This is a genomic window from Azonexus sp. GW821-FHT04F04, from assembly GCF_059420025.1.
The window spans coordinates 90,099-116,091 of sequence record NZ_JBWKSX010000006.1; the positions used below are offsets into that span (position 1 = coordinate 90,099).

27 protein-coding genes are annotated in these 25,993 nt (G+C 61.6%); 17 read left to right on the forward strand and 10 right to left on the reverse strand.

Features of this window, described 5'->3' with window-relative positions:
* The first annotated feature begins 158 nt into the window (after window positions 1–158).
* The gene (locus tag AC07TV_RS13180; RefSeq protein ID WP_494648817.1) at window positions 159–1,067 is read left to right on the forward strand and encodes a hypothetical protein; all 909 of its coding nucleotides are present in this window, start codon (window positions 159–161) and stop codon (window positions 1,065–1,067) included.
* Between the two features lie 54 nt (window positions 1,068–1,121).
* Here AC07TV_RS13180 and AC07TV_RS13185 read toward each other — a convergent pair whose 3' ends face one another.
* From AC07TV_RS13185 to pyrG, 6 genes are all read right to left on the reverse strand, one after another.
* Window positions 1,122–1,622, reverse strand: coding sequence for an FKBP-type peptidyl-prolyl cis-trans isomerase (locus AC07TV_RS13185; RefSeq protein WP_494648818.1), 501 nt, complete (start codon window positions 1,620–1,622; stop codon window positions 1,122–1,124).
* Window positions 1,619–2,092 (reverse strand): peroxiredoxin, encoded by a 474-nt coding sequence (locus tag AC07TV_RS13190; RefSeq protein WP_494648819.1) that lies wholly within the window; start codon window positions 2,090–2,092, stop codon window positions 1,619–1,621. Before AC07TV_RS13190 ends, AC07TV_RS13185 begins: the two co-directional genes overlap by 4 nt.
* Window positions 2,093–2,188: 96 nt before the next feature.
* Window positions 2,189–2,473 (reverse strand): cell division protein FtsB, encoded by a 285-nt coding sequence (ftsB, locus tag AC07TV_RS13195; RefSeq protein ID WP_226405391.1) that lies wholly within the window; start codon window positions 2,471–2,473, stop codon window positions 2,189–2,191.
* Window positions 2,474–2,479: 6 nt separating this feature from the next.
* Window positions 2,480–3,763, reverse strand: coding sequence for a phosphopyruvate hydratase (gene eno, locus AC07TV_RS13200; protein ID WP_494648820.1), 1,284 nt, complete (start codon window positions 3,761–3,763; stop codon window positions 2,480–2,482).
* Between the two features lie 61 nt (window positions 3,764–3,824).
* Complete coding sequence (gene kdsA / locus AC07TV_RS13205) at window positions 3,825–4,661, reverse strand: 3-deoxy-8-phosphooctulonate synthase (protein WP_494648821.1); 837 nt, start codon at window positions 4,659–4,661, stop codon at window positions 3,825–3,827.
* The gene (gene pyrG, locus AC07TV_RS13210) at window positions 4,658–6,298 is read right to left on the reverse strand and encodes a CTP synthase (RefSeq protein WP_494648823.1); all 1,641 of its coding nucleotides are present in this window, start codon (window positions 6,296–6,298) and stop codon (window positions 4,658–4,660) included. Before pyrG ends, kdsA begins: the two co-directional genes overlap by 4 nt.
* 159 nt (window positions 6,299–6,457) lie before the next feature.
* Here pyrG and AC07TV_RS13215 point away from each other — a divergent pair, with 159 nt between their 5' ends.
* From AC07TV_RS13215 to AC07TV_RS13285, 15 genes are all read left to right on the forward strand, one after another.
* Entirely contained in the window at window positions 6,458–7,402 is a 945-nt protein-coding gene (locus AC07TV_RS13215) for a dialkylresorcinol condensing enzyme (RefSeq protein WP_494648824.1), read from the forward strand.
* Window positions 7,392–8,558, forward strand: a complete 1,167-nt coding sequence (locus AC07TV_RS13220; protein ID WP_494648825.1) for a beta-ketoacyl-ACP synthase III — start codon at window positions 7,392–7,394, stop codon at window positions 8,556–8,558. Before AC07TV_RS13215 ends, AC07TV_RS13220 begins: the two co-directional genes overlap by 11 nt.
* Window positions 8,548–8,943 carry a DarG family dialkylresorcinol biosynthesis protein gene (locus tag AC07TV_RS13225; RefSeq protein ID WP_494648826.1) on the forward strand — a complete coding sequence of 132 codons (396 nt, stop codon included), beginning with the start codon at window positions 8,548–8,550 and terminating at the stop codon, window positions 8,941–8,943. Before AC07TV_RS13220 ends, AC07TV_RS13225 begins: the two co-directional genes overlap by 11 nt.
* Window positions 8,940–9,935 carry a BtrH-related acyltransferase DarH gene (darH, locus tag AC07TV_RS13230; RefSeq protein WP_494648827.1) on the forward strand — a complete coding sequence of 332 codons (996 nt, stop codon included), beginning with the start codon at window positions 8,940–8,942 and terminating at the stop codon, window positions 9,933–9,935. Before AC07TV_RS13225 ends, darH begins: the two co-directional genes overlap by 4 nt.
* Window positions 9,935–10,846: an ABC transporter ATP-binding protein gene (locus tag AC07TV_RS13235; RefSeq protein WP_494648828.1), complete on the forward strand. Its 912-nt coding sequence runs from the start codon at window positions 9,935–9,937 to the stop codon at window positions 10,844–10,846. Before darH ends, AC07TV_RS13235 begins: the two co-directional genes overlap by 1 nt.
* Before the next feature lie 7 nt (window positions 10,847–10,853).
* Window positions 10,854–12,068, forward strand: coding sequence for an ABC transporter permease (locus tag AC07TV_RS13240; protein WP_494648829.1), 1,215 nt, complete (start codon window positions 10,854–10,856; stop codon window positions 12,066–12,068).
* Entirely contained in the window at window positions 12,065–12,334 is a 270-nt protein-coding gene (locus AC07TV_RS13245) for an acyl carrier protein (RefSeq protein WP_494648830.1), read from the forward strand. The genes AC07TV_RS13240 and AC07TV_RS13245 overlap by 4 nt, the downstream gene beginning before the upstream one ends.
* Window positions 12,331–13,413, forward strand: coding sequence for a beta-ketoacyl synthase N-terminal-like domain-containing protein (locus AC07TV_RS13250; protein ID WP_494648831.1), 1,083 nt, complete (start codon window positions 12,331–12,333; stop codon window positions 13,411–13,413). The genes AC07TV_RS13245 and AC07TV_RS13250 overlap by 4 nt, the downstream gene beginning before the upstream one ends.
* Entirely contained in the window at window positions 13,410–14,084 is a 675-nt protein-coding gene (locus AC07TV_RS13255) for a hypothetical protein (RefSeq protein WP_494648832.1), read from the forward strand. The genes AC07TV_RS13250 and AC07TV_RS13255 overlap by 4 nt, the downstream gene beginning before the upstream one ends.
* Window positions 14,085–14,101: 17 nt before the next feature.
* Complete coding sequence (locus AC07TV_RS13260) at window positions 14,102–14,959, forward strand: tetratricopeptide repeat protein (RefSeq protein ID WP_494648833.1); 858 nt, start codon at window positions 14,102–14,104, stop codon at window positions 14,957–14,959.
* 23 nt (window positions 14,960–14,982) lie between these two features.
* Window positions 14,983–15,885, forward strand: a complete 903-nt coding sequence (locus tag AC07TV_RS13265; RefSeq protein WP_494648834.1) for a histone deacetylase family protein — start codon at window positions 14,983–14,985, stop codon at window positions 15,883–15,885.
* Window positions 15,886–15,919: 34 nt separating this feature from the next.
* On the forward strand, window positions 15,920–18,688 hold the full coding sequence (locus AC07TV_RS13270) for an ATP-binding protein (RefSeq protein WP_494648835.1): 2,769 nt from the start codon (window positions 15,920–15,922) through the stop codon (window positions 18,686–18,688).
* A gap of 4 nt (window positions 18,689–18,692) precedes the next feature.
* Window positions 18,693–20,189, forward strand: a complete 1,497-nt coding sequence (locus AC07TV_RS13275; RefSeq protein ID WP_494648836.1) for an NAD(P)H-hydrate dehydratase — start codon at window positions 18,693–18,695, stop codon at window positions 20,187–20,189.
* A gap of 33 nt (window positions 20,190–20,222) precedes the next feature.
* Window positions 20,223–21,086 (forward strand): carboxylating nicotinate-nucleotide diphosphorylase, encoded by an 864-nt coding sequence (nadC, locus tag AC07TV_RS13280; protein WP_494648837.1) that lies wholly within the window; start codon window positions 20,223–20,225, stop codon window positions 21,084–21,086.
* 65 nt (window positions 21,087–21,151) lie between these two features.
* Window positions 21,152–21,289, forward strand: coding sequence for a hypothetical protein (locus tag AC07TV_RS13285; protein WP_494648839.1), 138 nt, complete (start codon window positions 21,152–21,154; stop codon window positions 21,287–21,289).
* 15 nt (window positions 21,290–21,304) lie between these two features.
* Here AC07TV_RS13285 and AC07TV_RS13290 read toward each other — a convergent pair whose 3' ends face one another.
* Window positions 21,305–21,928, reverse strand: coding sequence for a class I SAM-dependent methyltransferase (locus AC07TV_RS13290; RefSeq protein ID WP_494648840.1), 624 nt, complete (start codon window positions 21,926–21,928; stop codon window positions 21,305–21,307).
* Between the two features lie 167 nt (window positions 21,929–22,095).
* Here AC07TV_RS13290 and AC07TV_RS13295 point away from each other — a divergent pair, with 167 nt between their 5' ends.
* Window positions 22,096–23,034 (forward strand): GAF domain-containing protein, encoded by a 939-nt coding sequence (locus tag AC07TV_RS13295; protein WP_494648841.1) that lies wholly within the window; start codon window positions 22,096–22,098, stop codon window positions 23,032–23,034.
* A 50-nt stretch (window positions 23,035–23,084) separates the two neighbouring features.
* Here AC07TV_RS13295 and thrC read toward each other — a convergent pair whose 3' ends face one another.
* Genes thrC through AC07TV_RS13310 form a run of 3 tightly spaced genes read right to left on the reverse strand, consistent with a single transcriptional unit; the run spans window position 23,085 to window position 25,945 of the window.
* The gene (gene thrC / locus AC07TV_RS13300; RefSeq protein WP_494648842.1) at window positions 23,085–24,512 is read right to left on the reverse strand and encodes a threonine synthase; all 1,428 of its coding nucleotides are present in this window, start codon (window positions 24,510–24,512) and stop codon (window positions 23,085–23,087) included.
* 32 nt (window positions 24,513–24,544) lie between these two features.
* On the reverse strand, window positions 24,545–25,669 hold the full coding sequence (locus AC07TV_RS13305; RefSeq protein WP_494648843.1) for a hypothetical protein: 1,125 nt from the start codon (window positions 25,667–25,669) through the stop codon (window positions 24,545–24,547).
* Complete coding sequence (locus tag AC07TV_RS13310; protein WP_494648844.1) at window positions 25,670–25,945, reverse strand: DUF2249 domain-containing protein; 276 nt, start codon at window positions 25,943–25,945, stop codon at window positions 25,670–25,672.
* Window positions 25,946–25,993: the final 48 nt, after the last annotated feature.

Sequence of the window (25,993 nt, forward strand, 5' to 3'; positions counted from 1 at the left end):
ATCCTTGAACCCCCGAATTATTGTTTCTGCCTGGCTCTTGCACTGAGCAAGTACGTTTCTCTTTGATTTCATTACCGTGATAGCGCCTTGGGTAGAGGCGATTAATGGTGAAAGGAAAAGTAGTGATTCCCACGGTCAACCGGAAATTTTGGCCAAAATTGAAATGGGCCCTGCTGTTGATCGGCGCGATAACTCAGGTCCACGCCGATGTCTGGCGTTTTGCCGTCATCGGCGACACCCCCTATTCCGACTACGAGCGGGCTGAGCTGCCGAAAATGCTTGAGGCCATCGCCGAGAGCCAGGTCGAATTCGTTGCCCATATCGGCGATATCAAGTCGGGCAGGGATCGCTGCGACGACAGTCTTTTCGCTGATCGTCATGGCGTCTTCAACGCCTCACGCGTGCCCTTTGTTTTTGTACCTGGTGACAACGAGTGGTCCGACTGTGATCGCGTGTCGAATGGGAGCTACGCCCCTCTTGGGCGCCTGAACAAGTTGCGCAGCCTGTTCTGGCGCAATGGCCTGTCCCTCGGCCAGAAATCAATGACGCTTGAGCGACAGCCCGGCAACTATCCGGAACACGCCCGCTTTCGCCTTGGCCCGGTTCTATTCGTTACGCTCAATCTGCCAGGCGGCAACAACAATTGGGGAATGACCGGCCAACCGAGTCCGGAATTCCTGGCCCGAAATCCGGTCGTCATCGACTGGCTCAAGGAAAATTTCGCCCTGGCCCGGCGTGACAAACTGGCTGGTATCGTCCTGCTCTTCCAGGCCAACCCGGTCTTCACGCATTTCAATCAGGGCTTTGCCCATCAGGGCTACCGCGACTTTCTGGAACAGTTGCGCCACGAAACATCGCAATTCACCGGTCAGGTCGTCGCCGTCCATGGCGACTCACATATCAGCCGGATAGATCATCCGCTCCGGGACAAGCAAGGCCGACCAATGGGCAATTTCACGCGGGTTGAAACCCACGGCTATCCGATCATGGGCTGGACACGCGGCATCATTGATACCGAATCGCCCCCCCTGTTCCGTTTCGAAACCCATCCCTGGCCGCCCAAATAGCCATAAAAAATGCCCGCCGAAGCGGGCATTGCTTGGTGAGAGAAAAGCCACCGATCAGTGGCAGCCTTCCTCGTCGTCATCGCCGCCATGTACATGGCCGTGCTCGATTTCTTCCGCACTGGCCGGACGAATCGCCGTGACCGTGCAGGTGAAAATCAGGGCCATGCCGGCCAGCGGGTGATTGCCGTCGAGAACAACCTTGTCGTCGGCAATTTCGGTGACGCGATAGATCACAAAGTCATCCTCGCCGCCTTCTTCCGGGCCGCCTTCGAACTGCATGCCGACTTCGAGCTCCTTCGGAAAGTCCTTGCGTGGCTCGATCTGAACCATCTCGGCATCGTATTCACCAAACGCCTCGTCCGGCTGCAGCTTGACCTTGACCGATTCGCCGACCTTCTTGCCTTGCAGGGATTCCTCAATCAGCGGAAAAATGTCGTCGTAACCACCATGCAAGTAGATCAGCGGCTCGCGGCCTTCATCGACCACTTCGCCATCGGGATCGGTAACGTGGTAATCGAGTGTAATGACGGAATTCTTGGCAACCTGCGTGTTCATGAATTTAGTTCCTTGACCAGGCGCAGCACTTCCAGTGCGTGGCCCTTGTAATTGACGTTGTAAAGCGCGTGGCGAATGATACCGCGACGATCGATGATAAAGGTGGAGCGGCAAACGCCGAATTTCTTGTGGCCATCCACTTCCTTGGCCTGCCAGACACCGTATTGCTTGCAGACGGCGCCTTCCTCATCCGACAGCAGTTCGATGCCGATACCTTCCTTGTCGCGAAATTCCGCGTGCTTCATGCAGTCGTCACGACTGATACCGAACAGCACGCAGTCCTGACGGAGGAATTCGTCCTCATGGTCCGAAAAATCAGTGACTTCCTTGGTACAACAGGGTGTTCCATCCTTCGGGTAGAAGAATATAACGATGTGTTTCTGCCCCTGAAACTTCGCCAGATCGATAGTCTCCATATCGGCATCCGGCAACGAAAATGAGGGAGCCTTTTCGCCAACCTTGAGCAGCATGTTGTTCTCCTTGAGCGCTCTGCGTGGGGCACTGCTGAGAACGATTCTAACGGAGGCAAATGCTGATGACTACCGCGGTCGACGCCTTTATTTCGCTTATTTTCCGGGAACCTTTTCCGGAATCTGCACGAAGGTTTCATCCTGCCGGACCATGCCCAGCTCGAAGCGGGCGCGTTCCTCGATGGCATCGTAGCCCTGCTTCAGATCGCGGACCTCGGCATCAAGGCCCGCGTTCCTGATTTCCAGCTTCTTGGTCACTTCCTTCTGCTGCTGCAATTGACGGTCGTATTCCCAAACCTTCAGCCAGCCCCCCTTGCCCACCCACAGTGGGAACTGGAGCAGGCCGATGGCTGCGAGAAGGCCGACCGTCAGCCAGCGCATGCGTAATTAACGCAGGTTGTAGAAGGTTTCGCGGCCCGGGTAAGAAGCGGTATCGCCCAGATCTTCCTCGATGCGGATGAGCTGGTTGTACTTGGCGATACGGTCGGAACGGGACAGCGAGCCGGTCTTGATCTGGCCGGCATTGAGGCCGACAGCGATGTCGGCGATGGTGCTGTCTTCGGTCTCACCGGAACGATGCGAAATCACCGCGGTGTAACCGGCGCGCTTGGCCATTTCGACGGCAGCAAAGGTTTCGGACAGGGTGCCGATCTGGTTGATCTTGATCAGGATCGAATTGCCGATGCCCTTCTTGATGCCTTCCTTGAAGATCTTGGTGTTGGTCACGAATACGTCATCACCAACGATCTGCACGTTCTTCCCAAGGCGATCGGTGAGCAGCTTCCAGCCATCCCAGTCGGCTTCGGACATGCCGTCTTCGATGGAGACGATCGGGAACTGGTCAGCCAGGTTGGCCAGATAGTCAACGAACTGAGCCGAGGTCAGCTCCAGACCTTCGCCAGCCAGCTTGTACTTGCCGTCCTTGTAGAACTCCGAAGCGGCGCAGTCGAGCGCCAGCAGGACGTCCTTGCCCGGCACATAACCGGCTGCCTCGATGGCCTGCATGATGATCTGCAGTGCTTCAGCATGGCTGCCCAGGTTCGGGGCAAAACCGCCTTCGTCACCGACGGCGGTGGAATGACCTGCCTTGTTGAGCAGCTTCTTCAGCGCATGGAAGATTTCGGCGCCACAGCGAATGGCTTCACGGATATTGGCTGCGCCAACCGGCATCACCATGAATTCCTGAATGTCCAGGCTGTTGTTGGCGTGCTCGCCACCGTTGATGATGTTCATCATCGGCACCGGCATCTGCATCGGGCTCATGCCGCCAAAATAACGGTAGAGCGGCAGGCCGGATTCTTCAGCCGCGGCCTTGGCGACGGCCATCGAAACGGCCAGGATGGCGTTGGCGCCAAGACGCGACTTGTTGTCGGTGCCGTCGAGATCGATCATGGTCTGATCGATGAAAGCCTGCTCCTGAGCGTCAAGGCCGATGATCGCCTCGGAAATTTCGGTATTGATGTTCTCGACAGCCTGCAGCACGCCCTTACCAAGATAGCGTCCCTTGTCGCCGTCGCGCAGCTCGATCGCTTCACGCGAACCGGTAGAGGCGCCAGACGGGACTGCAGCGCGGCCCATGACACCGGACTCGAGCAGAACGTCAGCTTCAACCGTGGGGTTACCACGGGAATCGAGAATTTCACGGGCTACAACATCAACGATTGAACTCATACTTCTTCCTTATTATCAGAAGGTTAAATTAAAAACTTAAACTAAATAATTAACAGGCAAATTACTTCAGCTCTTCGAACCCAGCCGATTTGACAGCCTTATCCAGTGCAACCAACGTCGCCAGCAGGCTTTCCATGCGATCCAATGGCCAACTGTTCGGGCCATCCGACCAGGCTTTTTCCGGGCACGGATGGGTTTCCATGAACAGACCGGAGATACCGACGGCAACAGCTGCCCGAGCCAGCACCGGGACGAATTCGCGCTGACCACCCGACGTCGTACCCTGCCCGCCCGGCAACTGCACCGAGTGGGTGGCATCGAAAACAACCGGGCAACCCGTTTCGCGCATGATTGCAAGGCTACGCATATCGGACACGAGATTGTTGTAGCCGAAGGAAGCGCCCCGTTCGCAGACCATGATGTTGTCAGCACCGTTATTTACTTCGCGCGCCTTGTCGACCACGTTCTTCATGTCACCCGGCGCCAGGAACTGACCCTTCTTGATATTCACCGGCTTGCCGCAGGTTGCGACAGCATGAATGAAATCGGTCTGGCGACAGAGAAAAGCCGGAGTTTGCAGGACATCGACAACGCTGGCGACGGCAGGAATGTCTTCAATGGTATGCACATCAGTCAAGACCGGCACGCCGATCTGGCGCTGAACTTCCGAAAAGATACGCAGACCTTCCTCCAGACCCAGACCACGCACCGACTTGCCGGAGCTGCGGTTGGCCTTGTCGTAGGAAGCTTTGAAAATGTACGGAATTCCCAGTCGACCGCAGACTTCCTTCATGTGGCCGGCAACATCGAGGCAGAGCTGCTCCGATTCGGCAGTACACGGGCCGGCAATCAGGAAAAAAGGCTGGTCAAGACCAGCCTCAAAACCACAGAGTTTCATTTAGCCTTGACCTTTTGATTGGCCAGCGCGGCCTTTACGAACGACGTAAAGAGCGGATGACCCTGACGCGGGTTGGAGGTGAATTCAGGGTGGAACTGACAACCGACAAACCACGGATGGACGTCTGCCGGCAATTCGACCATTTCGCACAGATCGGTACCCGGCGCGCGGCCGGCAACGACCAGGCCCTTGGCTTCCAGTTGGGCCAGCAAGGTGTTATTGACTTCATAACGGTGGCGGTGACGTTCGGTGATCTCCGGAGCGCCGTAAATACTGCGGGCCAGAGAGCCTTCGGCCAGCTTGCAGACCTGACCGCCAAGGCGCATCGTGCCGCCGATATCGGAATCTTCACTACGCTTTTCGACCTTGCCGGAGGCGTCGAGCCATTCGGTAATCAGGCCGATGACCGGATAAGGCGTGTCCTGAACAAACTCGGTCGAGTGCGCTTCAGCCATGCCGGCGACATCGCGGGCAAACTCGACGACAGCGAGCTGCATGCCGAGACAGATACCGAGATAAGGTACCTTGTTTTCACGAGCATAACGAATGGCGGCAATCTTGCCTTCGGTACCGCGACGGCCAAAACCGCCCGGCACCAAAATGGCATCGACTCCTTTGAGGACACCAACACCGTTCTTTTCGAGATCTTCGGAATCGAGATAGACGATATTGACCTGGCTACGCGTATGAATACCAGCGTGCTTGATCGCCTCGATCAGCGACTTGTACGATTCAGTCAGGTCGACGTACTTGCCGACGAAAGCCACCGTCACTTCGTGCTGCGGATGCTCCAGCGCCACGATCAGGTTGCGCCAGACCGTCAGGTCGGCGGCCTTGGCCAGAATGTTGAGCTTGTGGCAGACGATTTCGTCGAGCATTTGTTCGTGCAGCATGCCCGGAATCTTGTAGATCGAATCGGCATCGAGACACTCGATGACGGCTTCCGGCATGACATTGCAGAACAGCGCGATCTTGCGGCGTTCCTCGACCGGAATCGAACGGTCGGCGCGGCAAAGCAGGATATCCGGCTGGATGCCGATTTCGCGCAACTCCTTGACGGAATGCTGGGTCGGCTTGGTCTTCAGCTCACCGGCGGTCGGAATGTAGGGCAGCAGCGTCAGATGCATGTAACAGACGTTGTTGCGGCCTTCTTCGAAACCGATCTGGCGAATGGCTTCCAGGAAGGGCAGCGACTCGATGTCGCCGACCGTACCGCCGACTTCGACGATGGCTACTTCGGCACCTTCGGCACCGGCCTTGATCTTGTTCTTGATCTCGTCGGTGATATGCGGAATGACCTGCACGGTCTTGCCGAGATACTCGCCGCGACGCTCTTTCTTGAGCACCGTATCGTAGATCTGGCCGGTCGTGAAGTTGTTGCGCTTGCCCATTTTGGCGCTCGTGAAGCGCTCGTAATGCCCGAGATCGAGATCGGTCTCGGCGCCGTCCTCGGTGACGAAAACCTCTCCGTGCTGGAAAGGACTCATCGTGCCAGGGTCGACGTTGATGTAGGGGTCAAGCTTGAGGTGGGTGACTTTGATGCCGCGGGATTCCAGAATGGCCCCGAGCGACGCGGCGGCGATGCCTTTGCCCAATGAGGACACGACACCACCCGTAACGAAAACAAATTTGGTCATGGAAAGACAGGCTGCGGGAAAGCAGAATCATAGCCGATAAGGGCCAAAAACCCCAAGCGTGTCGACCAAATTCGACCTTCCGCATGGAATAACGCCTGATCTCTGTAAGAGCAAGCTGATTTGCTAGAATTAATGGTTAGCCAGCTTAGCGGATGCCTCTTGAAACGCGTTCTCGTCGTCAACTTTTCCCAAACCGGACAGCTTTCGGACATTACCGAGCAAGTCATCACCCCCTTGCGGGCAGCCGGTCATGACGTACACCTCGAAACACTGGTGCCGGAAACGCCGTTTCCGTTTCCTTGGCCGATTGTCGATTTTTTCGACGCCTTCCCCGAGTGCGTTCAGCTCGATGCGCCGCCGCTGCGCCCACTCGGCATCGCCGCCGATACTCCGTTCGATCTGGTGATCCTGACCTATCAGGTCTGGTATCTCTCCCCTGCGCTCCCGATGACGGCCTTCCTGCAAAGCGCCGAAGGCCGGCAGCTGATCTGCGGCAAACCGGTCATCACGCTGGTCGCCTGCCGCAACATGTGGCTGTCGGCACAGGAGACAATGAAACAACTGATTGCCAGCGCCGGTGGCCGCCTGATCGACCACCTTGCCTTCACCGACCAGGGGCACCCGCTGGCCACATTCATCACCACGCCGCGCTGGGTATGGACCGGAAAGAAAGACAGTTTTCTGGGTCTGCCACCAGCCGGCGTGTCGCCGGAAGAAATCCGGCAAGCCAGTCGTTTCGGGTTGGCGCTGGCCGATGGCTTGAACAATGACCGGGAAAAATCCGGCCAACCGATGCTCGCCGGCTTGCGTGCGGTCACTGTCATAGCCCGTCTTGCCGTCAGCGAACGGGCCGGGCGACGGGCTTTTGGGGTCTGGTCGAAACTGGTCCGGCTGGTCGGCAAACGCGGCCAGTGGCGGCGGCGCCCTGTCGTTTTACTGTTTGTGGTTTACCTGTTCACGCTCATCGTGACCGTCGTTCCAATAAGCCTGTTGTTACAATGGCTATTTTCCCCGCTGCTCAGACCCCGGCTTGAGCGGCTCAAGGCCGAACTGGAGCAGCCTTCCGGCTCGCAGGAATTCAACTTACAAAAATATGCACCCTAGCGGCAAGGTTTATATCAACGGCACGTCGGTTTTTTTACCCAATGCGCCGGTTGGCAACGACGACATCGAAAGAGTTCTGGGCATGATTGCCGGCAAGCCGTCGCGCGCCCGGCGCATCGTGCTGCGCAACAACGGTATCCGCCAGCGCCATTACGCCATTGATCCGGTGACCGGTGCCCCGACCCATACCAACGCCCAGTTGACGGCCGAAGCCGTGCGCGGCTTGGCCTGCGAGCGTTTTTCCCCCGACGATATCGATTGCCTGGTCAGCGGCACGACCATTCCTGATCAGATCATGCCCAACCACGGCGTCATGGTGCATGGCGAACTGGGCATTCCGGCCTGCGAAGTCGTGTCGACCGCAGCCATCTGCGTGGCCGGCATCACGGCGCTCAAATATGCCTGGATGAGCGTGCTTTCGGGACAGGCCCGCAACGCAGTGGCAACCGCCTCCGAACTTTCCTCCAGCATCCTGCATGCGCGCAATTTCGCCGCCGAATCGGAACACCGGGTAGCCGAGCTGGAAACCAATCCGGAAATCGCTTTCGAAAAGGATTTCCTGCGCTGGATGCTGTCCGACGGTGCCGGGGCTTTTCTGCTGCAGGATCAGCCGCGTACCGATGGCCTGTCGCTGCGCATCGACTGGATCGACATCCTGTCGCAGGCCAATACGATGGAAGTCTGCATGTATGCCGGCGGTGAAAAGCTCGGCGACGGTTCGCTGCAGGGCTGGCAGCACTATTCGCCGGAGCAGCGGGCGACTCTGTCGATTTTCTCGGTCAAGCAGGATGTCCGTTTGCTCAATGCCGAAGTGACCTACCAGACCATCGGCAAGTCGCTGGAAAAAATGCAGCGCACCCGCGATGTAAAATCAGCCGACATCGACTGGTTCCTGCCGCACATGTCCTCTGAGTATTTCCGCCAGCCGATGGCCGACTGCATGGCCGCCGTCGGCTTCCCGATCGCCCCGGAAAAATGGTTCACCAACCTGCAGACCAAGGGCAACACCGGTTCGGCGTCGATCTACATCATGATCGACGAACTGCTCAAAAGCGGCCGCCTCAAACGGGGTGATCGTTTGCTCTGCTTCATCCCGGAAAGCGGCCGTTTCACCGGCTCGCTGATGCACCTGACGGCGGTCGACCATGCTGGATAGCGAAGTCCCGCAGGAAGGCAATAGCACGCTGGGCGGCCAGCGCAAGGCGATGTACGCACGCGGTGCCGACGGCAAGCTGCACATCGTCCAATCGGCCGGCTGGGAAGTCGAGGAAATCGTCACCCGGCAGGCCGTCGATGACCTCAACCGACTGGCCGAAGATGCCCGCCAGCGCGTCATCGCCGGCCAGACTTCGGCGCTCGAATACCACATGCACAAGGCGCGCATGGACGTGCCGTTGCTGTCGCAGGTCACCGGCCTGTGGCAATGGCGCATCCGCCGCCACTTCCGGCCCGACATCTTCCAGGGCCTGTCGGCCGGGCTGCTCAAGCGCTATGGCGACGCCATGGGCTTGACAGTCGAGCAACTCAAAAAGGCCGAATGATGGAATTCCAGCATAGCCACGCTTCCCATTGCGAAAGCGGCGTCATGTCGTCGATGCTGCGCCATCTCGGCCTGCCGATCTCGGAGGCGATGGCTTTCGGCCTGTCGTCGGCGCTCTCCTTCGCCTATCTGCCGATCATCAAGATCAACGGCCTGCCGCTGGTTGCTTACCGGATGCCACCGAAGTTCATCATCAAGGGCCTGCAGAAGCCGCTCGGCCTCAAGATGCGTTTCGAAACCTTCCGCAGCGCGGAAGCCGGCGAACAGCGCCTGAACGAACTGCTCGATGCCGGCCGACTGGTCGGCATGCAGACCTCGGTATTCTGGCTGCCCTACATGCCGGAAGACCTGCGCTTTCATTTCAATGCCCACAATGTGCTGGCCTATGGTCGCGATGCGGCGAGCGGCGACTACCAGCTATCCGACCCGGTGGTCGAAACGACGGTGACCTGTGCCCCGGCCGACTTGCGTCGCGCCCGTTTTGCCAAGGGCGTGCTGGCCCCGAAGGGGCTGCTTTACTACCCGGAAGGCAAGCCGTCCGAACCGGACTGGGCGAAAGTCCTGCCCAAGGCTATCAAGAAAACGACACGCATCCTGCTCGACTCACCGATCCCGATCATCGGCGTCCGCGGCATCCGTCGGCTGGCCAATGCCATTCAGCGCCTCGATGCAGCCGGTAACCCGGCCGCAGCCAAGATGTTCATCGGCCAAGTCGTCCGCATGCAGGAAGAAATCGGCACCGGCGGCGGCGGCTTCCGTTTCATTTACGCCGCCTTCCTGCAGGAAGCGGCCGAGCGACTGGCTCGCCCGGCGCTCAATGAACTATCCGAAACGCTCGTCGACATCGGCGACGAGTGGCGCGAATTCGCGCTGTCCACGGCCCGCATGATCCGCGACCGCGAGCCGCTCAATCCGGCCAAACTGGCCGACAAGCTACGCGCCATCGCCGACCGCGAGCAGACCTTCTTCCGCGATCTGCGCCGCGCCGCCTGATGCTCGAGATCGATGGCGTTTCCTACCGCTATCGCGATGCCGCCGCCCCGGCGTTGCAGGACGTATCGCTCAACATTCCGGCTGGCGGCATTTACGGCCTGCTCGGCCCGAACGGCGCCGGCAAGACGACACTCATTTCGCTGCTCGCCGGCTTGTTGACCGCAGCCGACGGCCGCATTTCGCTGAATGGCCAGCCACTAGCTGACGCCCGCGCCGCCAACCCGCGCGCCATCTCGCTGGTGCCGCAGGATTACGCCTTCTATCCGATGCTGACCGTCGCCGAGAATCTGGCCTTCTTTGCCGGCGCACTTGGCCTGGCGCACGGCGAGCGTCGGCAGCAGACCGACGCCGCCATCGCCTTCGCCCGGCTCGAACAAGTCACCGGCAAGCGCGCCGAACAACTCTCCGGCGGCCTGCGCCGGCGCCTCAACCTGGCCATCGGCTTGCTCGGCCGGCCGCAACTACTCCTGCTCGACGAACCCACCGTCGGCGTCGACCCGCAGTCGCGCAGCTTCTTGCTTGAATCCATCGCCGCTCTGCCCGCCGCCGGTACCACGGTGCTCTACACCAGCCACTACATGGAAGAAGTCGAGGCCATCTGCCAGCGAGTCGCCATCCTCGACCAGGGCCGCGTCCTGAGCGAAGGCACGCTCGACGACCTGCTGGCCACCGCCGACAGCAGCGCCGAAATCGAACTCGACCAGCCGCTGCCGCCCACTCTGGCCGAACGCTACGCTGCGACCGATCTCGGCCATTTCAAATTTGAGCTTTTTTTCCGGTCGACCGTGGAAGTGGCCCGTTTGCTCGAAGAGCTGGCCGAAGCTGGCTGCACCGTGCGCCAGCTACACGTCGGACGGCAAAATCTCGAACAGCTTTTCATGCGCCTGACCCGGCGCTCACTGCGGGACTAGCCAAAAAATGACCCGCCTGCTTGCCCTATGGACGAAGGAAACTCTGGCCTTGCTGCGTGACCGGCACGGGCTGGCCGCGCTTTTCGTCATGCCCATCATCTTCATTCTGGTGATGACCATGGCCTTGCACGACGCCTTCATGCCCGGCGCCGCTATCGACGTGGCCTACGCCATCGTCGACCTCGATGGCAGCCCCCATTCGCAATCGCTGGCCCGCCGCCTGGACAAGACCGGCAGCTTCCGTCGCGTGGCTGATCCGGCGACGACCGACGCCGCCCGGGCCGACATCCGCGCCGGCCGCTACGCGCTGGCGCTGGTCCTGCCCAAGGGCTTTGGCGAACGCCTGCTGACCCCGGCCGGGGCCGATGGCCAAGCCACCGAATCACTGACCCTGATGGTCGATCCGACGCTGAACCCGGCTCTGCAACTCGCCTTCCGCAACCAGACCAGCGCCGCGCTCGGCATGCTGCGGGCCGACGAACTGACGCATAGCGCCGGCAAACTGTTCGGCCTGCCGACGACTGCCCGCCCGGCCGAACGCGACTGGCCGGACGAAATCGTCAGCACCGCCGTGCAGAACGACCGCAGCATCCGCCCACCCTCGTCGGTACAGCAAAACGTGCCCGCCTGGCTGGTCTTCGCCATGTTCTTCGTCGTTATCCCGATTTCCGCCATCCTGATCACCGAACGCCAGCAAGGCACGCTGCAGCGCCTCGCGGCCATGGGCGTACCGTTCCGCGACGTGCTGCTCGGCAAGCTAGTACCCTTTTTCGTCGTCAATCAAATTCAGGCCGTCCTGATGGTTGCCGTCGGTATCTGGGGCGTCCCGCTGTTCGGTGGCGAAGCGCTCGTCATGCCGTCCGGCGCCGGGCTGTTCCATTGCTGGCTGGTGGCCGCCGCTGTCAGCCTGGCCGCTGTCGCCTGCGCCCTGTTCGTCGCCAGCGTGGCCCAGACGACGCAGCAGTCCACGATCATCGGCGGCGTCGGCAACATCCTGATGGCCGCCATCGGCGGCATCATGGTCCCCAAGTTCATGATGCCGGGCGCCATGCAGACCCTCGCCGAATGGTCGCCGATGGCCTGGGCGCTCAACGGCTTCCACACCGTCATGCTACGCCACGGCGACTTTGCCGCCATCCTGCCCGACCTTGTCAAACTTCTCGCCTGCGCGGCCCTGGCACTCGCCGCCGCGACCTGGCTCAACCGCCGCCAAAGCGCATGACCACCGACCTCCGCCTCGCCCTCAAGACCCTGATCGTCGAAGCCTGCGACAAGGATTGCGATCCGGCCAGCATCACCGACGACGAAATCCTCTTCGGGCCGGAAGCACCGCTCCAGCTCGATTCGCTTGATGCCCTGCAGGTCTCGATGGCGATCAAGAAAACCTATGGTTTGCGCCTGCCGGACAGCAAGGAAACCCGCCGCATCCTGTCCAGCGTCGCCAACATGGCCGAACACCTCGACGCCTGGCTGGCCAGCCGCGCATGACGCGTCCGGTCTTCATCGCCAATTCCGCCCTGCTCTGCGCCCGCGGCAATTCCCCGGCCACTGTTGCCAGCGCGCTGTGGAATGGTGAATGCAGCGCCGGCCAACGAAAACTGGGCGAGCGCTCCTTTCCCTACTTTGGACTGCCGCTCGACGAGCACGACTGGATGCTTCGCGCCAAGCAGGCCATCCGCCAGGTCGCCGGTCAGCTCGGTAAGCTTCCAGCCGAAACGCCACTGTTCGTAGCCTCCTCGTCATTCCAGATCGGCCATTTCGAGCAACTTGGCGCGCCGTTTGAACTGCCGGTCGCTGCCGCCTCGTTCAGCCGCCAAATCGGCGAATGGCTGGGCCTGAGCGGTGCCCGCACCAGCTTTTCCAACGCCTGCACCTCCGGCTTTTCTGCCCTCGACGCGGCGCGCAGCCTGATCGCCGCCGGACTGATCGACGACGCCATCGTCCTCGGCGTCGAACTGGCCAACGACAGCACGCTGGCTGGTTTCGCCGCCATGAAGTTGCTCTCGCGCACAGCAGGACGCCCCTTCGATGCCCGACGTGACGGCCTGGTCCTCGGCGAGGCAGTCGCTGCCGTGCACCTCAGCACCAAACCCGCCACCTGGCGCATCGCCGGGCTGCGTACCGGCCTCGACGGTTTTTCGACCACCGGCCCAAACCCTGATGGCTCCCGGATTGCCGATGTCACGGTCGACTGTCTAAAAGAGGCAAATTTGAAAGCCGCCGACATCGAGCTGATCAAGCTGCAGGCTGCCGGCTCGCCGGGCACCGACCTGGCCGAAGCCAACGCCCTGCGCAGCGTTTTCGGCCAGAACATGCCGCTGCTCCTCTCGCTCAAGCCGGGCCTCGGCCACACGCTGGGCGCCAGCGGCCTGGCCGAACTCGCCGCCCTGCTCGCCAGCCTCGATGCCGACAAGATCCCCGCCACAGCTGGTTTCTCCAAGGTCGATCCAGAAATCGCCCTGTTCCCGATGGTCGAGCGCAGCACCGAACACATCGAACGCGCCCTGCTCAACCTGATCGGTTTCGGCGGTGGTCTGGCCAGCCTGATCGTGGAGCGCCACGGATGATCAACCTGACTGCAGTACTCAGCCAAAGCTTCGCCCCCGCCGAACTGCCGGCCGCCGTACGCGCCGCCCTCGGCAAGCCGCTACGCCGGGCCGCGCCGCTCACCCAGTTGGCCTTGGTCGGCGCCCTGGCCTGCCTGCCTGCCGAGCGCCGCGCCTTGCCAACCGCCCTGCTCTGGCAATCGACCAGCGGCCCGCGCCTCGAAACACTGACCTTGCTCGATGAAGTCTGCTCTGGCAGCGCCGAGCCGATGCCTTACGATTTCCTCGCCACCCAGCCCGCCATCGCCGCCGCCCAGATCCAGAGCTTTCTGCCCGGCCTGCAAACGGCCACGCACCTGCCGCTCGACTGCGCAGGCGTCGCGAACTGGTCGTTACTGCTCAGTCTGGCCATCGTCTGCCTCAACGAAGGTCGTTGCGCCCAGGTGCTGTGCGCCCAGCTCGACCACGCGGCCGATGTCGCCAGCGGCCACTGGCTGGCCTTGAGCCGCTCACCTCTTGAAAACTCGCCGGCCAGCCTCGATTTAATAAAAGACACAGCAAACGACGCTCTGCCCGACACACCCGACTTCCCGGCCCGCCTCGCCGAATGGCTGGTGCGTAACGACGGCCCGACGCTTTCCCTGCATTCTCCCGTCGCCATGAAGCTGACGGTAGAATTCACCCGACTCTAATTTAAACAGGCCCCGCCATGTCCGAATTTGCTTTTGACGTATCCATCGAAGATTTCGAAACCAAGGTCCTCCAACCGGCCGAAAGCGTGCCGGTGGTCGTCGATTTCTGGGCGCCGTGGTGCGAGCCGTGCAAGGTGCTCAAGCCCCTGCTCGAAAAGCTGGCCGAGGAATACAAGGGCCGCTTCCTGCTCGCCATGGTCAATGCCGACGAAAACCCGGAGCTTTCCCAGCACTTCGGCGTGCGCAGCATTCCGTCCGTCAAGGTCCTGTTCCAGGGCCAGTTGGTCGATCAATTCGACGGCGTCCTGCCCGAAGGCCAGATCCGCGAATTCCTCGACCGCTTCGCCCTGCCGGCCGGCCCCGGCGGCGACCTGCGCGCCGAAGCGGCTGCGCTGGTCAGCGAAGGCAAGCTCGAAGAAGCGCTCGCCAAGCTGGTTGAAGCCAGCCAGGCCAAGCCGGAAGACCAGGCCATCCAGCTCGACGCCGTCGACGTCATGATGCAGCTCGGCCGCAACGACGAAGCCGGCCAACTGCTCTCCGGCGACTACACCCAGGAAGCCGAGCGCGCCAACGCCCTGCGCGCCCGCCTGGCGCTCGCCGCCGGTGCCGCCGATACAGCCGAACTCGAAGCCAAGCTGGCTGCCAACCCGGCCGATCATGGCGTTCGCCTCGATCTCTCGCGCGCCTTCGCCGCCCAGGGCAACTTCCGCTCCGCCATGGAAGCAGCGCTCGAGGTTGTGGTCCGCGACCGCTTCTTCGACGAAGGCGCCGGCCGCAAGGCCCTGCTGACGCTGTTCGAAGCCCTCGCCGGCAGCGACCAATACGACGATCTGATCCGCGAATTCCGTCGCAAGATGTCGGCTGCGCTGAACTAGGCTTTTCCCCGAAGACATCGGCCGTGCGGCTGTTTTACACCGATGTCTTCGTTCTGCCTCTGCCGGCCGGGCATCGTTTTCCCATGGAAAAATATTCCCGGCTGCGCGAAACCCTGCTCGCCAGCGGCGAGTTCGGTCCGGCCGATTTTCATCTGCCGCACGCCGCCAGCGACGAAGAACTGGCCCGCGCCCACGACCTCAGCTACATCCAAGCCGTTTCCCACGGTCAACTGGAAAAAACGGCCGAAAAACAAATCGGCTTTCCGTGGAGCGCCGGCATGGTCGAACGCTCCCGCCGCTCGGCCGGGGCCACCATCGGTGCCTGCCGTGCCGCGCTGGAGGACGGCGTAGCGGCCAATCTGGCCGGCGGCACACACCACGCTTTCCGTGACCATGGCGAAGGCTTCTGCGTCTTCAACGATGCCGCCGTCGCCGCCCGCGCCATGCAGGCCGAAGGCCGCGTCGAGCGCGTGCTGATCGTCGATTGCGACGTCCATCAAGGCAACGGCACGGCCAGCATCCTGCGCGGCGACGACAGCATCTTCACCTTCTCCATCCACGGCGCCCGCAACTTTCCGTTCGACAAGGAACAGAGCGACCTCGACATCGAACTGCCCGACGGCTGCTCAGACGACGCCTACCTGCTCCAACTCGGCCACGGTCTCGCTACTGCCTTCGATCTCGTCCAGCCCGATCTGGTCATCTACCTGGCCGGCGCCGATCCCTACCACGACGACCGCCTCGGGCGCCTCGGGCTGAGCTTTGAAGGCCTGGCCGCGCGCGACCTGATGGTTTTCAACAAAGCCCTGGACCACCGTGTTCCGGTCGCCATTGCCATGGCCGGCGGCTATGCCCGACAGATAAACGATACCGTCAGCATTCATCGCCAAACCATCCTTCTGGCGAAATCCATCAGAACGCCGTAAGCTGTCAAAAAACGACAGAAACTCCAAAAGCACGATGAAAAAACTGCTGGCACTGTTCGATTTGCGATCGCTACAGACGCGCATCACCATCGGCGTTCTGCTGCTTGGCCTGTTCGTCCTGTGGAGCGCTGTGTTTGCGCTGGGCCACACCATGCGCCGCGACATGGAGACAACGATCTCCCACCAACAATTCTCGACCGTCTCCCTGATTGCCGGCGAACTCGATCGCTCGATTCGGGAGCGGCAGCAGATCATCAACGTTATCGCCGACGGCTATCGCCTGAGCCGACTGGCCGACTCGCCGGAAGCCCAAGCCTCGCTGGAACGCCACCCTCTCCCCGAGAGCATTTTCAATTGGGGCGTACTGGTCATTGATCGCCAGGGCAGAGCAGTGGCAAGCATTCCACGCCAACTCAAGCGCACCGGCGTCAACTTTCTCGACTATCCCGGGATAAAGCATGTGCTGAGCGGCGCCGGGGCGACCATCACCGACCCGTTGTTCAGCGAACATAGCCAGCAACCGATCTTTGCCATCATGTCGCCGATCCACGATGAGCAAAAAAAAGTGGTTGGCGTCGTCGTTGGTGTCACCAACCTGAACCGGCCGAATTTCCTCGACCAGATCGGTGCAACCAAATACGGGGTGACTGGCGACTTCCTGATCACCGCCCCCAAGACGCGCAGCTACGTGACAGCCTCGGACAAGCGCCGATTGCTCAAGAGTGGCCCGGCGCGTGGCGTGAACGCGGTTTACGACAGTTACATCGACGGCTACGAAGGCTCCGGCCTGGCCCGCAGTTCGCGGGGCGTCCTCGAGTTGTCGTCAAGCAAACAGATACCGAGCACCGGCTGGCTCATGCAATCCGTCCTGCCAGCCGCCGAAGCCTTCGCGCCAATCGAGGATGTCGAACGGCACCTCGTCATGGTTTCCTCCGGCCTGACGCTTGTGCTGGCCATCCTTTGCTGGTGGTGGCTGAGCAGGCAGTTCCGGCCATTGGCCGAAACCTCGCAGTTGCTGGCCCGGATGAGTAGCGGCGCAGTGCCGCGCCAGGCCCTGCCGGTCCACAAGAATGATGAAATCGGGCAATTGACCACCGCTTTCAACGGGCTGCAGGAAGTCATCATTGCCGAGGAGGCCAAGGCCGCCGAGCATGCCGCCAACAACCGCCTGCGCCAGATCGTTTCCGAAGTACCGGGCGTCGTTTTCCAGTATCGGCTGGATGCCAATGGAAATGGCAGCTTTCCGTTTGCCAGCGATGCAATCAAGGATCTATATGGCGTCACGCCGGACGAGGTCCGTGAAAGCACCGACAAATTGCGCCGGATGGTTCACCCGGATGACTACCATTCTTTTATCGACGCGCTCAATGCGGCAGCAAAAAACCTGCTTCCCTGGCGCTACGAATACCGCCTGTGCATGCCCGATGGCCAGATCAAGTGGCTGCTCATTCGCGCCGTCCCGGAACCCGGTGCCAACAACGACATCATCTTCTGTGGCTTCGTCGCCGACATTACCGACATCAAGGCAATGGAGAGCGACCTGCGCAACGCCATCGCCGAACATACGCGCAAGGATGCCGAAATTGCGCGGTATCGTGACCATCTCGAACAACTGGTCGAGGAACGCACGGCCGATCTCGAACTGGCCCGGGCCGACGCCCTTCGCCTGGCCATGGCCAAGAGCGAATTCCTGGCCAAGATGAGCCATGAAATCCGCACGCCGCTGCATGGCGTGCTGGGTATGACCCACATCGCCCTGCGCGCCACGGACGAAGCCAGCAAGGCCCACGACGCCCTCGTCAAGATTCAGCATTCCGGCAAGCTGCTGCTCGGCATCATCAACGACATCCTCGACTTTTCGAAGATGGAAGCCGGCATGCTCAAGATCGAGGATGTGCCGGTGGACCTCCGTGTCATTCTCGATGAAAGCGTCGAGATGCTGCAGGAGCGTGCGATCGGCAAGGGACTCGATTTTCACCTGGCGCTGGACGATAACCTGCCGGCCGAATGTCGCAGCGACGCCCTGCGCCTGCGCCAGATCCTGCTCAATCTGCTCTCCAACGCCGTCAAGTTCACCAGTAGCGGCAGCGTCAGCCTAGAAGCGGATCTCGATGGCGACCATCTGCGTTTCCGCATTACCGATACCGGCATCGGCATATCGCCGGAACAACAGGCCAGCATTTTCAACCCCTTCGAGCAGGGTGACAACTCAACGACCCGGCGTTTCGGCGGATCCGGCCTAGGGCTGGCCATCACCGATCACCTTGTTCGCCTGATGGGCGGTACGATCAGCGTCGACAGCACACCCGACATCGGCAGTTGCTTCACCGTGCGCCTGCCCTACAGGGCGGTTCTCGTTGCAACCGAGGCAAATGCCAAAGCGGCTCAGGTCAACGCTGACGCCCCCCGACTGCTGGCCGGTTTACGAATTCTGGTCGCCGAAGACGTCGACATCAACCGCTTCATCATGAGCGAAATCCTCGCTGAGGTCGGTGCCGAGGCCAGCTTTGCCGAGGATGGCCAGCAGGCCGTCGACGCCGTTCGCAAAAATGGCGCGCAAGCCTACGATGTCGTTTTGATGGATATCCAGATGCCGGTGATGAACGGCCTCGACGCCACCCGGGCCATCTGCCAACAGGCCCCCGATCTGCCGATCATCGGCCAGACCGCTCACGCCCTGGCCGAAGAACGAGCTGCCTGCCTGGCCGCCGGCATGGTCGACCACATCACCAAACCGATCGATCCGGACACCCTGTTCGCGATGATTCTCAAGCATGTGCGCCGTCCGCCGGCGATAGAATAAGCGCATGAATCCGCACACGCTTTACCGCTCGCCAAGCCTGCGCCAGATCGAAAGCCGCCATGCCAATGACGCCCTGATGCAGCGCGCCGGGGCGGCGGCTGCGGACTGGGCGGTCAGCCTCGCCGGTGAACGGAACCACGCCATCCTCGTCCTTGCCGGACCGGGCAATAACGGCGGCGATGCTTTCGAGGTGGCACGACTGCTGCGCCAGCGCTTTTTCGACGTGCGGGTTGTTTTCGCAGGCGATGCTGGGAAACTCCCGGCCGATGCGTCGGCGGCTCAACTAGCCTTCAGCGCCGCCGGCGGCGTGACAACCACGGTTATTCCGGACGATATCCGCTGGTCGTTGATCATCGACGGCCTGTTCGGCATCGGCCTGACCCGGGCGCCGGAAGGCAGCTACGCCCAGTGGATCGCCACGGCCAATCGCCTGGCCGAACGCGACAACTGCCCGCTGCTGGCGCTCGACTGCCCATCCGGATTGAATGCCGACACCGGCGCCTGCTTTGCCCCGTGCATTCAGGCCAGCCACACGATCACTTTCATCGCCGGCAAACCTGGGCTGTTGACCGCCGACGGCCCTGATTGCTGCGGCGAGATTCGTGTCGCCAACCTCGCCCTGAACCCGGCTGACGAAGTCGAGCCGGATGCCCATGTCGTTACCCTGGCCGATTTTGCATCTCGCCTGAAACCGCGCCGCAACAACACGCACAAGGGCAGCTTCGGCAGTGCCGGCATCCTCGGCGGCGGCAAGACCATGGTCGGCGCCGCCTTTCTGGCCGGTCGTGCCGCCCTCAAACTGGGCGCCGGCCGCGTCTATCTCGGGCTGCTTGATGCCGACGCGCCGACCGTCGACCTGCAGCAACCGGAACTGATGATGCGCCGGGCCGATACGCTGCTCCAGGCCGACCTCCAGGCGCTGGCCTGCGGCCCCGGACTGGGTCGTTCGTCGGAAGCCCTGCGCCTGCTCGAACAATCGCTCAAAGCCCCCGTCCAACTCGTCCTCGACGCCGATGCACTCAACCTGCTGGCCGAAGATGGCCGTCTCGAAGGCAACCTCTACAACCGCGTCGGCCCCGCCATCATGACCCCGCACCCGGCCGAAGCGGCCCGCCTGCTCGGCTGCTCGGTGCGCGACGTGCAAACTGACCGCATCAAGGCTGCTGGCGAACTGGCCGGCCGCTACCGCTGCCATGTCGCCCTCAAGGGCTGCGGCACCGTGATTGCCACGGTCAACCGGAAAATCTGGCTAAATTCAACAGGCAATCCCGGCATGGCCACGGCCGGCATGGGCGACGTGCTAAGCGGCCTGATCGTCGCCCTGCTCGCCCAGAACTGGCCGCCCGAACTGGCCCTGCTGGCCGGCGTTCACCTGCACGGCGCGGCGGCCGATCGCCTCGTCGCCAACGGTATCGGGCCGGTTGGCCTGACTGCCGGCGACGTCATCGACGCCGCGCGCAATCTCTTCAACGAATGGGTTGCCGACAACGGCAAGCTGTAAAATCCCGCCCTCCACCGCATCCTGAATCCTGCAATGACCATCGCCTTCGACTACCCGCTCGCCGCCGAAATCTCCCGCAATGTCGCTGCTGCCCTCGCCGAAGATGTCGGCGCCGGCGACCTGACCGCCAGCCTCGTTCCCGGCGAACGCCAGGTCAAGGCCACGGTGATCTGCCGCGAACCCGGCGTACTCTGCGGCCGCGGCTGGTTCGACGAATGCGTCGCCCGCCTCGATCCGAGCGCCCGTATCACGTGGCATGCCGCCGATGGCGAGCGTATCGTGGCCAATCAACTGCTCTGCGAGATCGACGGCAACGGGCGCGCCCTGCTCACCGCCGAACGCAGCGCCCTCAACTTCCTGCAACTGCTCTCGGCGGTGGCCAGCAAGGCGCGCATCTACGCCGATGCGATCGCCGGCACCAAGGCGCAGGTCGTCGATACCCGCAAGACGTTGCCCGGCCTGCGCATCGCTCAGAAATACGCAGTTCGCGCTGGCGGCGGCGGCAATCATCGCCTGGCCCTGTGGGACGCCATCCTGATCAAGGAAAACCATATCCACGCGGCTGGCGGCATCGCCCAAGCGATGGCTGCCGCCAAAAAAGTGGCGGCTGGTGCAGCTGATCGCTGCAAGTTCATTCAGGTCGAAGTTGAAAACCTCGACGAACTGGATCAGGCCCTGAACGCTGGCGCGACGATGATCCTGCTCGACAATTTCGACAACGACCTGCTCCGCCAGGCCGTCGCCATCAATGCCGGCCGCGCCGTTCTCGAGGCCTCCGGCAACGTCACGCTGGAGACCATCCGGGCCATTGCCGAAACCGGCGTCGACCGCATTTCGGTCGGTGCACTGACCAAGGACGTCAAGGCGCTCGATCTCTCAATGCGTTTCGTCGGCTAGAATTCTGAACAGATTGTCGTCATAATCAGCGCCCGGCGATCCAAAAATAATCAGGGGAATCTTAGATGCTGTTTGCGCTGTTCTACGTCGTTGCCATTTTCATACTGGTATTGCACTTCACGGGCTTCCTCGCCCGGCGCAACCTCGAATGGCTGGTCATCGTACTGGCCGTCGCCGTCTTCCCTGCCGTCATCTACCTCTAGAGGCGAAGCAAACCTCTAGGGTTTGCGCGCGACAAGGTCGATCAACGCCGAGCGGCCGATATGGGCCGAACCTTCTTCTATCGTATCCTCATGCTCATGAAGCGAGACGATTTCCCAGTCGGCGAAGAACTCACGCAACATCTCTGCCGTATACAGACTTTCCACCGCTGACGGCCCGCCCGTCCGGTATTCCAGCTGTTTCGGCGTATAGCCCTGCAGGAACAGCAAGCCCCCCGATTTCACCGCCTGCTTCATCCCGGCCAACTGGCGCGGCCGCTCGGCCGGGGTGGCGAACTGAATGAAGATGCCGACCACGGCGTCGAATTCTTCGCGTGGCCAGTCCCAGTTCAAAATATCGGCCTGCACGAGGTCGACCGTGACATTCCGGCCACGGGCCAGTTTGGCTGCCTTCTCCAAGGCTACCGGTGAAATTTCGGTGGCGGTTACCTGACAGCCCTGCTCGGCCAACCACACAGCGTTGCGTCCCTCGCCATCGGCAACGGAGAGAACGCTCATGCCCGCCCCGAAATTTTCTGCCTGCGCTGCGAGAAACTTGTTGGGCGCGGTGCCAAACAGGTAGTCGTCGCCCACGCCACGATAGCGGGCCGACCAGAAGGCTTCGTGATCAAAAGTCGTCATTGCGTTTCATCCTGGATTCCGGTTTGAAAATTGCTTGGGACACACCGGGCAACGCTGCCCGAGGCCACTGACAATAGCTCGTTATTGTGCAACAGCCTTCCTTCCAGGGGTCAACGACGACACCGGACAAAACGTCTTCATACCAACATTGTCAGGACCGCGACAACATGAAAACACTGATCCGGGTTACCGAAATCTGGGTGCCCAACAAACAACATACGCACCTCGAATTCTTCGATGGCCTCTATGGCGAACTCGCCGAATTCAAAGGAGCCAGCCAAACGATGACTTTTCCCTACGGCGAGGGAATGCCCGGCAAGGCTTGGGCAACAAGGCGACCGGTCATTCTGCACAGTTTCGAGAACTCCTACTTTCTGCGCACCGAAGCCGCCAGCAAAGCCGGCCTGACGGCGGGTATCGCCCTGCCTATCTTCGCCGGCGACTATCTGCAGGCGGTCATCGTCTTCTTCATCGGCGACGACCTCGACAACGTCGGCGGTATCGAAATCTGGAGCAACACGCCAGCCGAATCCTTCGACATGGGCATGGACGACGGCTATTACGGCACGGCCGAGACCTTCGAATGGACCGCTCGCCACACCAAGTTCCGGCCCGGCTTCGGCCTGCCCGGCACCGTATGGCAAAGCGGCATGCCGTGCATCATGCAGGATCTGCTTAGTTCGAAACGGACCTTGCGCCACGACAGCAACGTCCGGATCGGTATCAGCAAGGGCGTCGGCATTCCCTGTTCCTTCGACAGCAAGCAGGCGCTGGTGATGACCTTTCTCTCGGCGCTGGGGACGCCCATCGCCCGGCGCTTTGAAATCTGGGTGCCCAACGAGGACGGCAGCGGCCTGCGTTTCGGGGCGGGCGATTGCGACCAGATGCCGCATCTTTCCGAGTGCCATGGCGAGGCGACCATTGCCCCATGGGAGGGCGCAATTGGCGAATCCTGGATAAAAGGCATCCCGACGGTGCGCGACAACCTGGTATTCGAGCCCGGCCCGGCAGCACGTGCCGCCACCGCGGCCGGCCTGACCTCGATGGTGGTCATCCCGGTGATTCAGGACGGCCGTTTCAAGGCAGCCGTGACCTGGTATTTCTGAGCAAGAAAAAGGGCAGCCTCTGCTGCCCTCCTGCGGTCAATACGGTGCGATCAGACGCGTTCGACGAGATAGCGTTTGACTGCCTCGACGTCAGGCGCCATGACCACGACACGTTGCGGCAGGTTCTCGATGCCAGCCAGGTCGGCCGGGCGGACCGGCTCGGTGCCCAGCGCTTCGCGGATGGTTTCCTCGAACTTGGCTGGTTGCGCCGTTTCGAGCACGATCATCGGGACGTTCGGCAAACGATGCTCGAGCGCCACCTTCAGGCCATCAGCCGTGTGCGTATCGAGCATGACGTTGTAGCGGCCTTGAGCAAATCGGATGGTGTTGATGCGGTCGATGTGCGTGCTCTTGCCGGAAACGAATTTGAATTTTGGCAAGTTTTTCCAGTTGACCGTGGAAGACAGGTCGAAAGCCTCGCCCTTGTCGACTTTCGCCCACAACTCCTTGACCACCGCCGGATCGCGACCGACCAGATCGAATACGAAGCGCTCGAAGTTGGAGGCCTTGGAAATATCCATCGACGGGCTCGAGGTGATGCTGGTCTGGGCAGCGGTGCGCGGACGATAGACGCCGGTGCGGAAGAACTCGTCGAGCACGTCGTTCTCGTTGGTGGCGAGCACCAGGCGGGCGATCGGCAGGCCCATCTGGTGGGCGATGTGGCCGGCGCAGATGTTGCCGAAGTTGCCCGACGGCACGGCGAAGGCGACCTGCTCGTCATTTGATTTCGTGGCCAGGAAGTAGCCCTGGAAGTAATAGACGATCTGTGCCGCAACGCGGGCCCAGTTGATCGAATTGACGGCGCCGATCTTGTACTTGGCCTTGAATTCGGCGTCGTTGGAGACGGCCTTGACGATGTCCTGGGCGTCGTCGAACAGGCCGGTAACGGCGATGTTGAAGATGTTGGCATCCTGCAGCGAATACATCTGGGCGCGCTGGAAGGCGCTCATCTTGCCATCCGGCGAGAGCATGAAGACCTTGACGTTGTGCTTGCCGCGCATGGCGTATTCGGCCGCCGAACCGGTGTCGCCGGAGGTAGCCCCGAGAATGTTGATCGCCTCGTTGCGCTTGTCGAGCACGTACTCGAACAGGTTGCCGAGCAACTGCATGGCCATGTCCTTGAAGGCCAGCGTCGGGCCGTTCGACAGTTCCTGCGTGTAGAGGCCGTCTTCGAGCTTGGTCAGCGGCGTGATCTGGGCGGCATCGCCACCGTTGCGCGTGTGACAATAAACTTGGGCGGTGTAGGTTTTGGCGACCAGCGCCTTGAGGTCGGCAGCCGGGATGTCAGTGATGAATTTGGCGAGAATTTCGTAGGCCAGATCGGCGTACGACAGCTGGCGCCATGCATCGAGTTCGTCACGACCGATCTGCGGATAGCTTTCCGGCAGATAGAGGCCGCCATCGGGCGCCAGGCCACCGAGCAGAATGTCGCAGAAGGACTGGGGCGCGGCGTGACCGCGGGTCGAAATGTAGCGCATGGCGAAAACCTGAAAGGCGAAAAACCGTGATTTTACCGCGTGGACCGGGTGACGCGCACGGCTTGCAGCACGGCGATGACGAAGAGAGCCAGCCCACATGCCGCCAGGGCGGCGCCGAGTACCTCCAGTCCGGCCAGCAAGGCCAGCGCTGAAGACAGGAACAGCCCGGCCCGTACCGAACCGGACGACGCCAGCCTCCGCCGCATCAACAGTCGCTCCGGGGTCTGCGGACCGGGCCAGCGCCAGACCGGCAGCAACTGGCTCAACGCACCGCTCACCAGCGGCAGCAGGAAACCGCTCGCCCAGGCCAGCAAGGACGGCCGGGTCGAAATAATGTCGGCGCCGTGCAGCAAGCCAGCCGCCAGCGTGAGCAGCAACCCGATGACCGCCGCCAGCAGCGAAGCACTGACGCCATCGCGAAGCAGCGGCCAGATGCCGAAACGTCGCCCCCATTGCCCGAGCAAGCCAAGGGCCGCGACCAGCATGAGCGCCGTGCCGGGTGCGGCGAATGGCCAGGAGATGGCGGCGCCGGTCGCCACCATCAGGGCGCCGGAAGCGACCAGCCATAAACGCCGGCGCAACCAGCCACCCGCCTCGGGATCAGCCAGTCCCAAGGCGGTCGGCAGCAGAACCGGCAAGGTACCCAGGGCGGCCAGACCAACCAAACCAAGCGTATTGAGATGCAGATGAAAAACCCGCAGCGCTTGCCAATAAGACGGCCAGACCGGAATCAGCACAATCGCCGACAGGGCCAGCATCAAGCAGCCGAGCGCCGCGCCGTACCAGCGCCAGCCGGGATGCGGTGTGCCAAGCGCTGCCCGGGCACGCAGGGCGATCCAGTTGAGCAATATGGCGGCCAAAACAAGGTCGACCGCAGCAGCCAGGTAAACCACGCTGTATGGCAGCCAGCCCTGCATTGCTGCAACGGCCACCAGGCCGGTTGCCTGGGCCGCCGATGGCAGCTTCGCCAGACGCCGATCCGGCTCACCGGTGCGGGTCAGCACCGGCACAAAGTGCATCATCGCCGCAAAGATCAGCGGCACGATGCCGACGGCAAACGCCAGATGCGCTACCGCCAACGGCGAACCCAACCCGCTCAGCGCCAGAACGGCGCTGCACACCAGTGAAAGCAGGGTCAGGCTCGCGGTGAAAATCACTCAGCCAACAACGGAGAAATCGATCACGATAGCGCCCGGTTCGCGCTGCTTGTATTCGATATTGAGATGAGCGCCGTAGCGAGCCTGCAATTGGGCCAGCAGCGGCAAGGGATCGTGATCGTTGCAGAAGCGCATCGTTTCGCCGGCTTGCAGCGCATCAAGGGCGCCAAAGATGGCGGCATGACGGAAACGCTTGGCGATCCCGCGGGCATCGAACGGATAGAGAGCTTCAGCGGTCGGATGGTCGCAGGAGTGGACGGGGTGAATGGTTTGCATGTGAGCTCCAGAAAAGGCATGCCGGGATGGCATCAGGCTGCGATTCTG

Bases quoted from the DNA above. Each gene is read 5' to 3' on its own strand.
- AC07TV_RS13185 (WP_494648818.1), bottom strand. From the start codon at position 1,622: ATGAACACGCAGGTTGCCAAGAATTCCGTCATTACACTCGATTACCAC.
- AC07TV_RS13190 (WP_494648819.1), bottom strand. From the start codon at position 2,092: ATGCTGCTCAAGGTTGGCGAAAAGGCTCCCTCATTTTCGTTGCCGGAT.
- ftsB (WP_226405391.1), bottom strand. From the start codon at position 2,473: ATGCGCTGGCTGACGGTCGGCCTTCTCGCAGCCATCGGCCTGCTCCAG.
- eno (WP_494648820.1), bottom strand. From the start codon at position 3,763: ATGAGTTCAATCGTTGATGTTGTAGCCCGTGAAATTCTCGATTCCCGT.
- kdsA (WP_494648821.1), bottom strand. From the start codon at position 4,661: ATGAAACTCTGTGGTTTTGAGGCTGGTCTTGACCAGCCTTTTTTCCTG.
- pyrG (WP_494648823.1), bottom strand. From the start codon at position 6,298: ATGACCAAATTTGTTTTCGTTACGGGTGGTGTCGTGTCCTCATTGGGC.
- AC07TV_RS13220 (WP_494648825.1), top strand. From the start codon at position 7,392: ATGCACCCTAGCGGCAAGGTTTATATCAACGGCACGTCGGTTTTTTTA.
- AC07TV_RS13225 (WP_494648826.1), top strand. From the start codon at position 8,548: ATGCTGGATAGCGAAGTCCCGCAGGAAGGCAATAGCACGCTGGGCGGC.
- darH (WP_494648827.1), top strand. From the start codon at position 8,940: ATGATGGAATTCCAGCATAGCCACGCTTCCCATTGCGAAAGCGGCGTC.
- AC07TV_RS13235 (WP_494648828.1), top strand. From the start codon at position 9,935: ATGCTCGAGATCGATGGCGTTTCCTACCGCTATCGCGATGCCGCCGCC.
- AC07TV_RS13240 (WP_494648829.1), top strand. From the start codon at position 10,854: ATGACCCGCCTGCTTGCCCTATGGACGAAGGAAACTCTGGCCTTGCTG.
- AC07TV_RS13245 (WP_494648830.1), top strand. From the start codon at position 12,065: ATGACCACCGACCTCCGCCTCGCCCTCAAGACCCTGATCGTCGAAGCC.
- AC07TV_RS13250 (WP_494648831.1), top strand. From the start codon at position 12,331: ATGACGCGTCCGGTCTTCATCGCCAATTCCGCCCTGCTCTGCGCCCGC.
- AC07TV_RS13255 (WP_494648832.1), top strand. From the start codon at position 13,410: ATGATCAACCTGACTGCAGTACTCAGCCAAAGCTTCGCCCCCGCCGAA.
- AC07TV_RS13260 (WP_494648833.1), top strand. From the start codon at position 14,102: ATGTCCGAATTTGCTTTTGACGTATCCATCGAAGATTTCGAAACCAAG.
- AC07TV_RS13270 (WP_494648835.1), top strand. From the start codon at position 15,920: ATGAAAAAACTGCTGGCACTGTTCGATTTGCGATCGCTACAGACGCGC.
- AC07TV_RS13275 (WP_494648836.1), top strand. From the start codon at position 18,693: ATGAATCCGCACACGCTTTACCGCTCGCCAAGCCTGCGCCAGATCGAA.
- nadC (WP_494648837.1), top strand. From the start codon at position 20,223: ATGACCATCGCCTTCGACTACCCGCTCGCCGCCGAAATCTCCCGCAAT.
- AC07TV_RS13285 (WP_494648839.1), top strand. From the start codon at position 21,152: ATGCTGTTTGCGCTGTTCTACGTCGTTGCCATTTTCATACTGGTATTG.
- AC07TV_RS13290 (WP_494648840.1), bottom strand. From the start codon at position 21,928: ATGACGACTTTTGATCACGAAGCCTTCTGGTCGGCCCGCTATCGTGGC.
- AC07TV_RS13295 (WP_494648841.1), top strand. From the start codon at position 22,096: ATGAAAACACTGATCCGGGTTACCGAAATCTGGGTGCCCAACAAACAA.
- thrC (WP_494648842.1), bottom strand. From the start codon at position 24,512: ATGCGCTACATTTCGACCCGCGGTCACGCCGCGCCCCAGTCCTTCTGC.
- AC07TV_RS13310 (WP_494648844.1), bottom strand. From the start codon at position 25,945: ATGCAAACCATTCACCCCGTCCACTCCTGCGACCATCCGACCGCTGAA.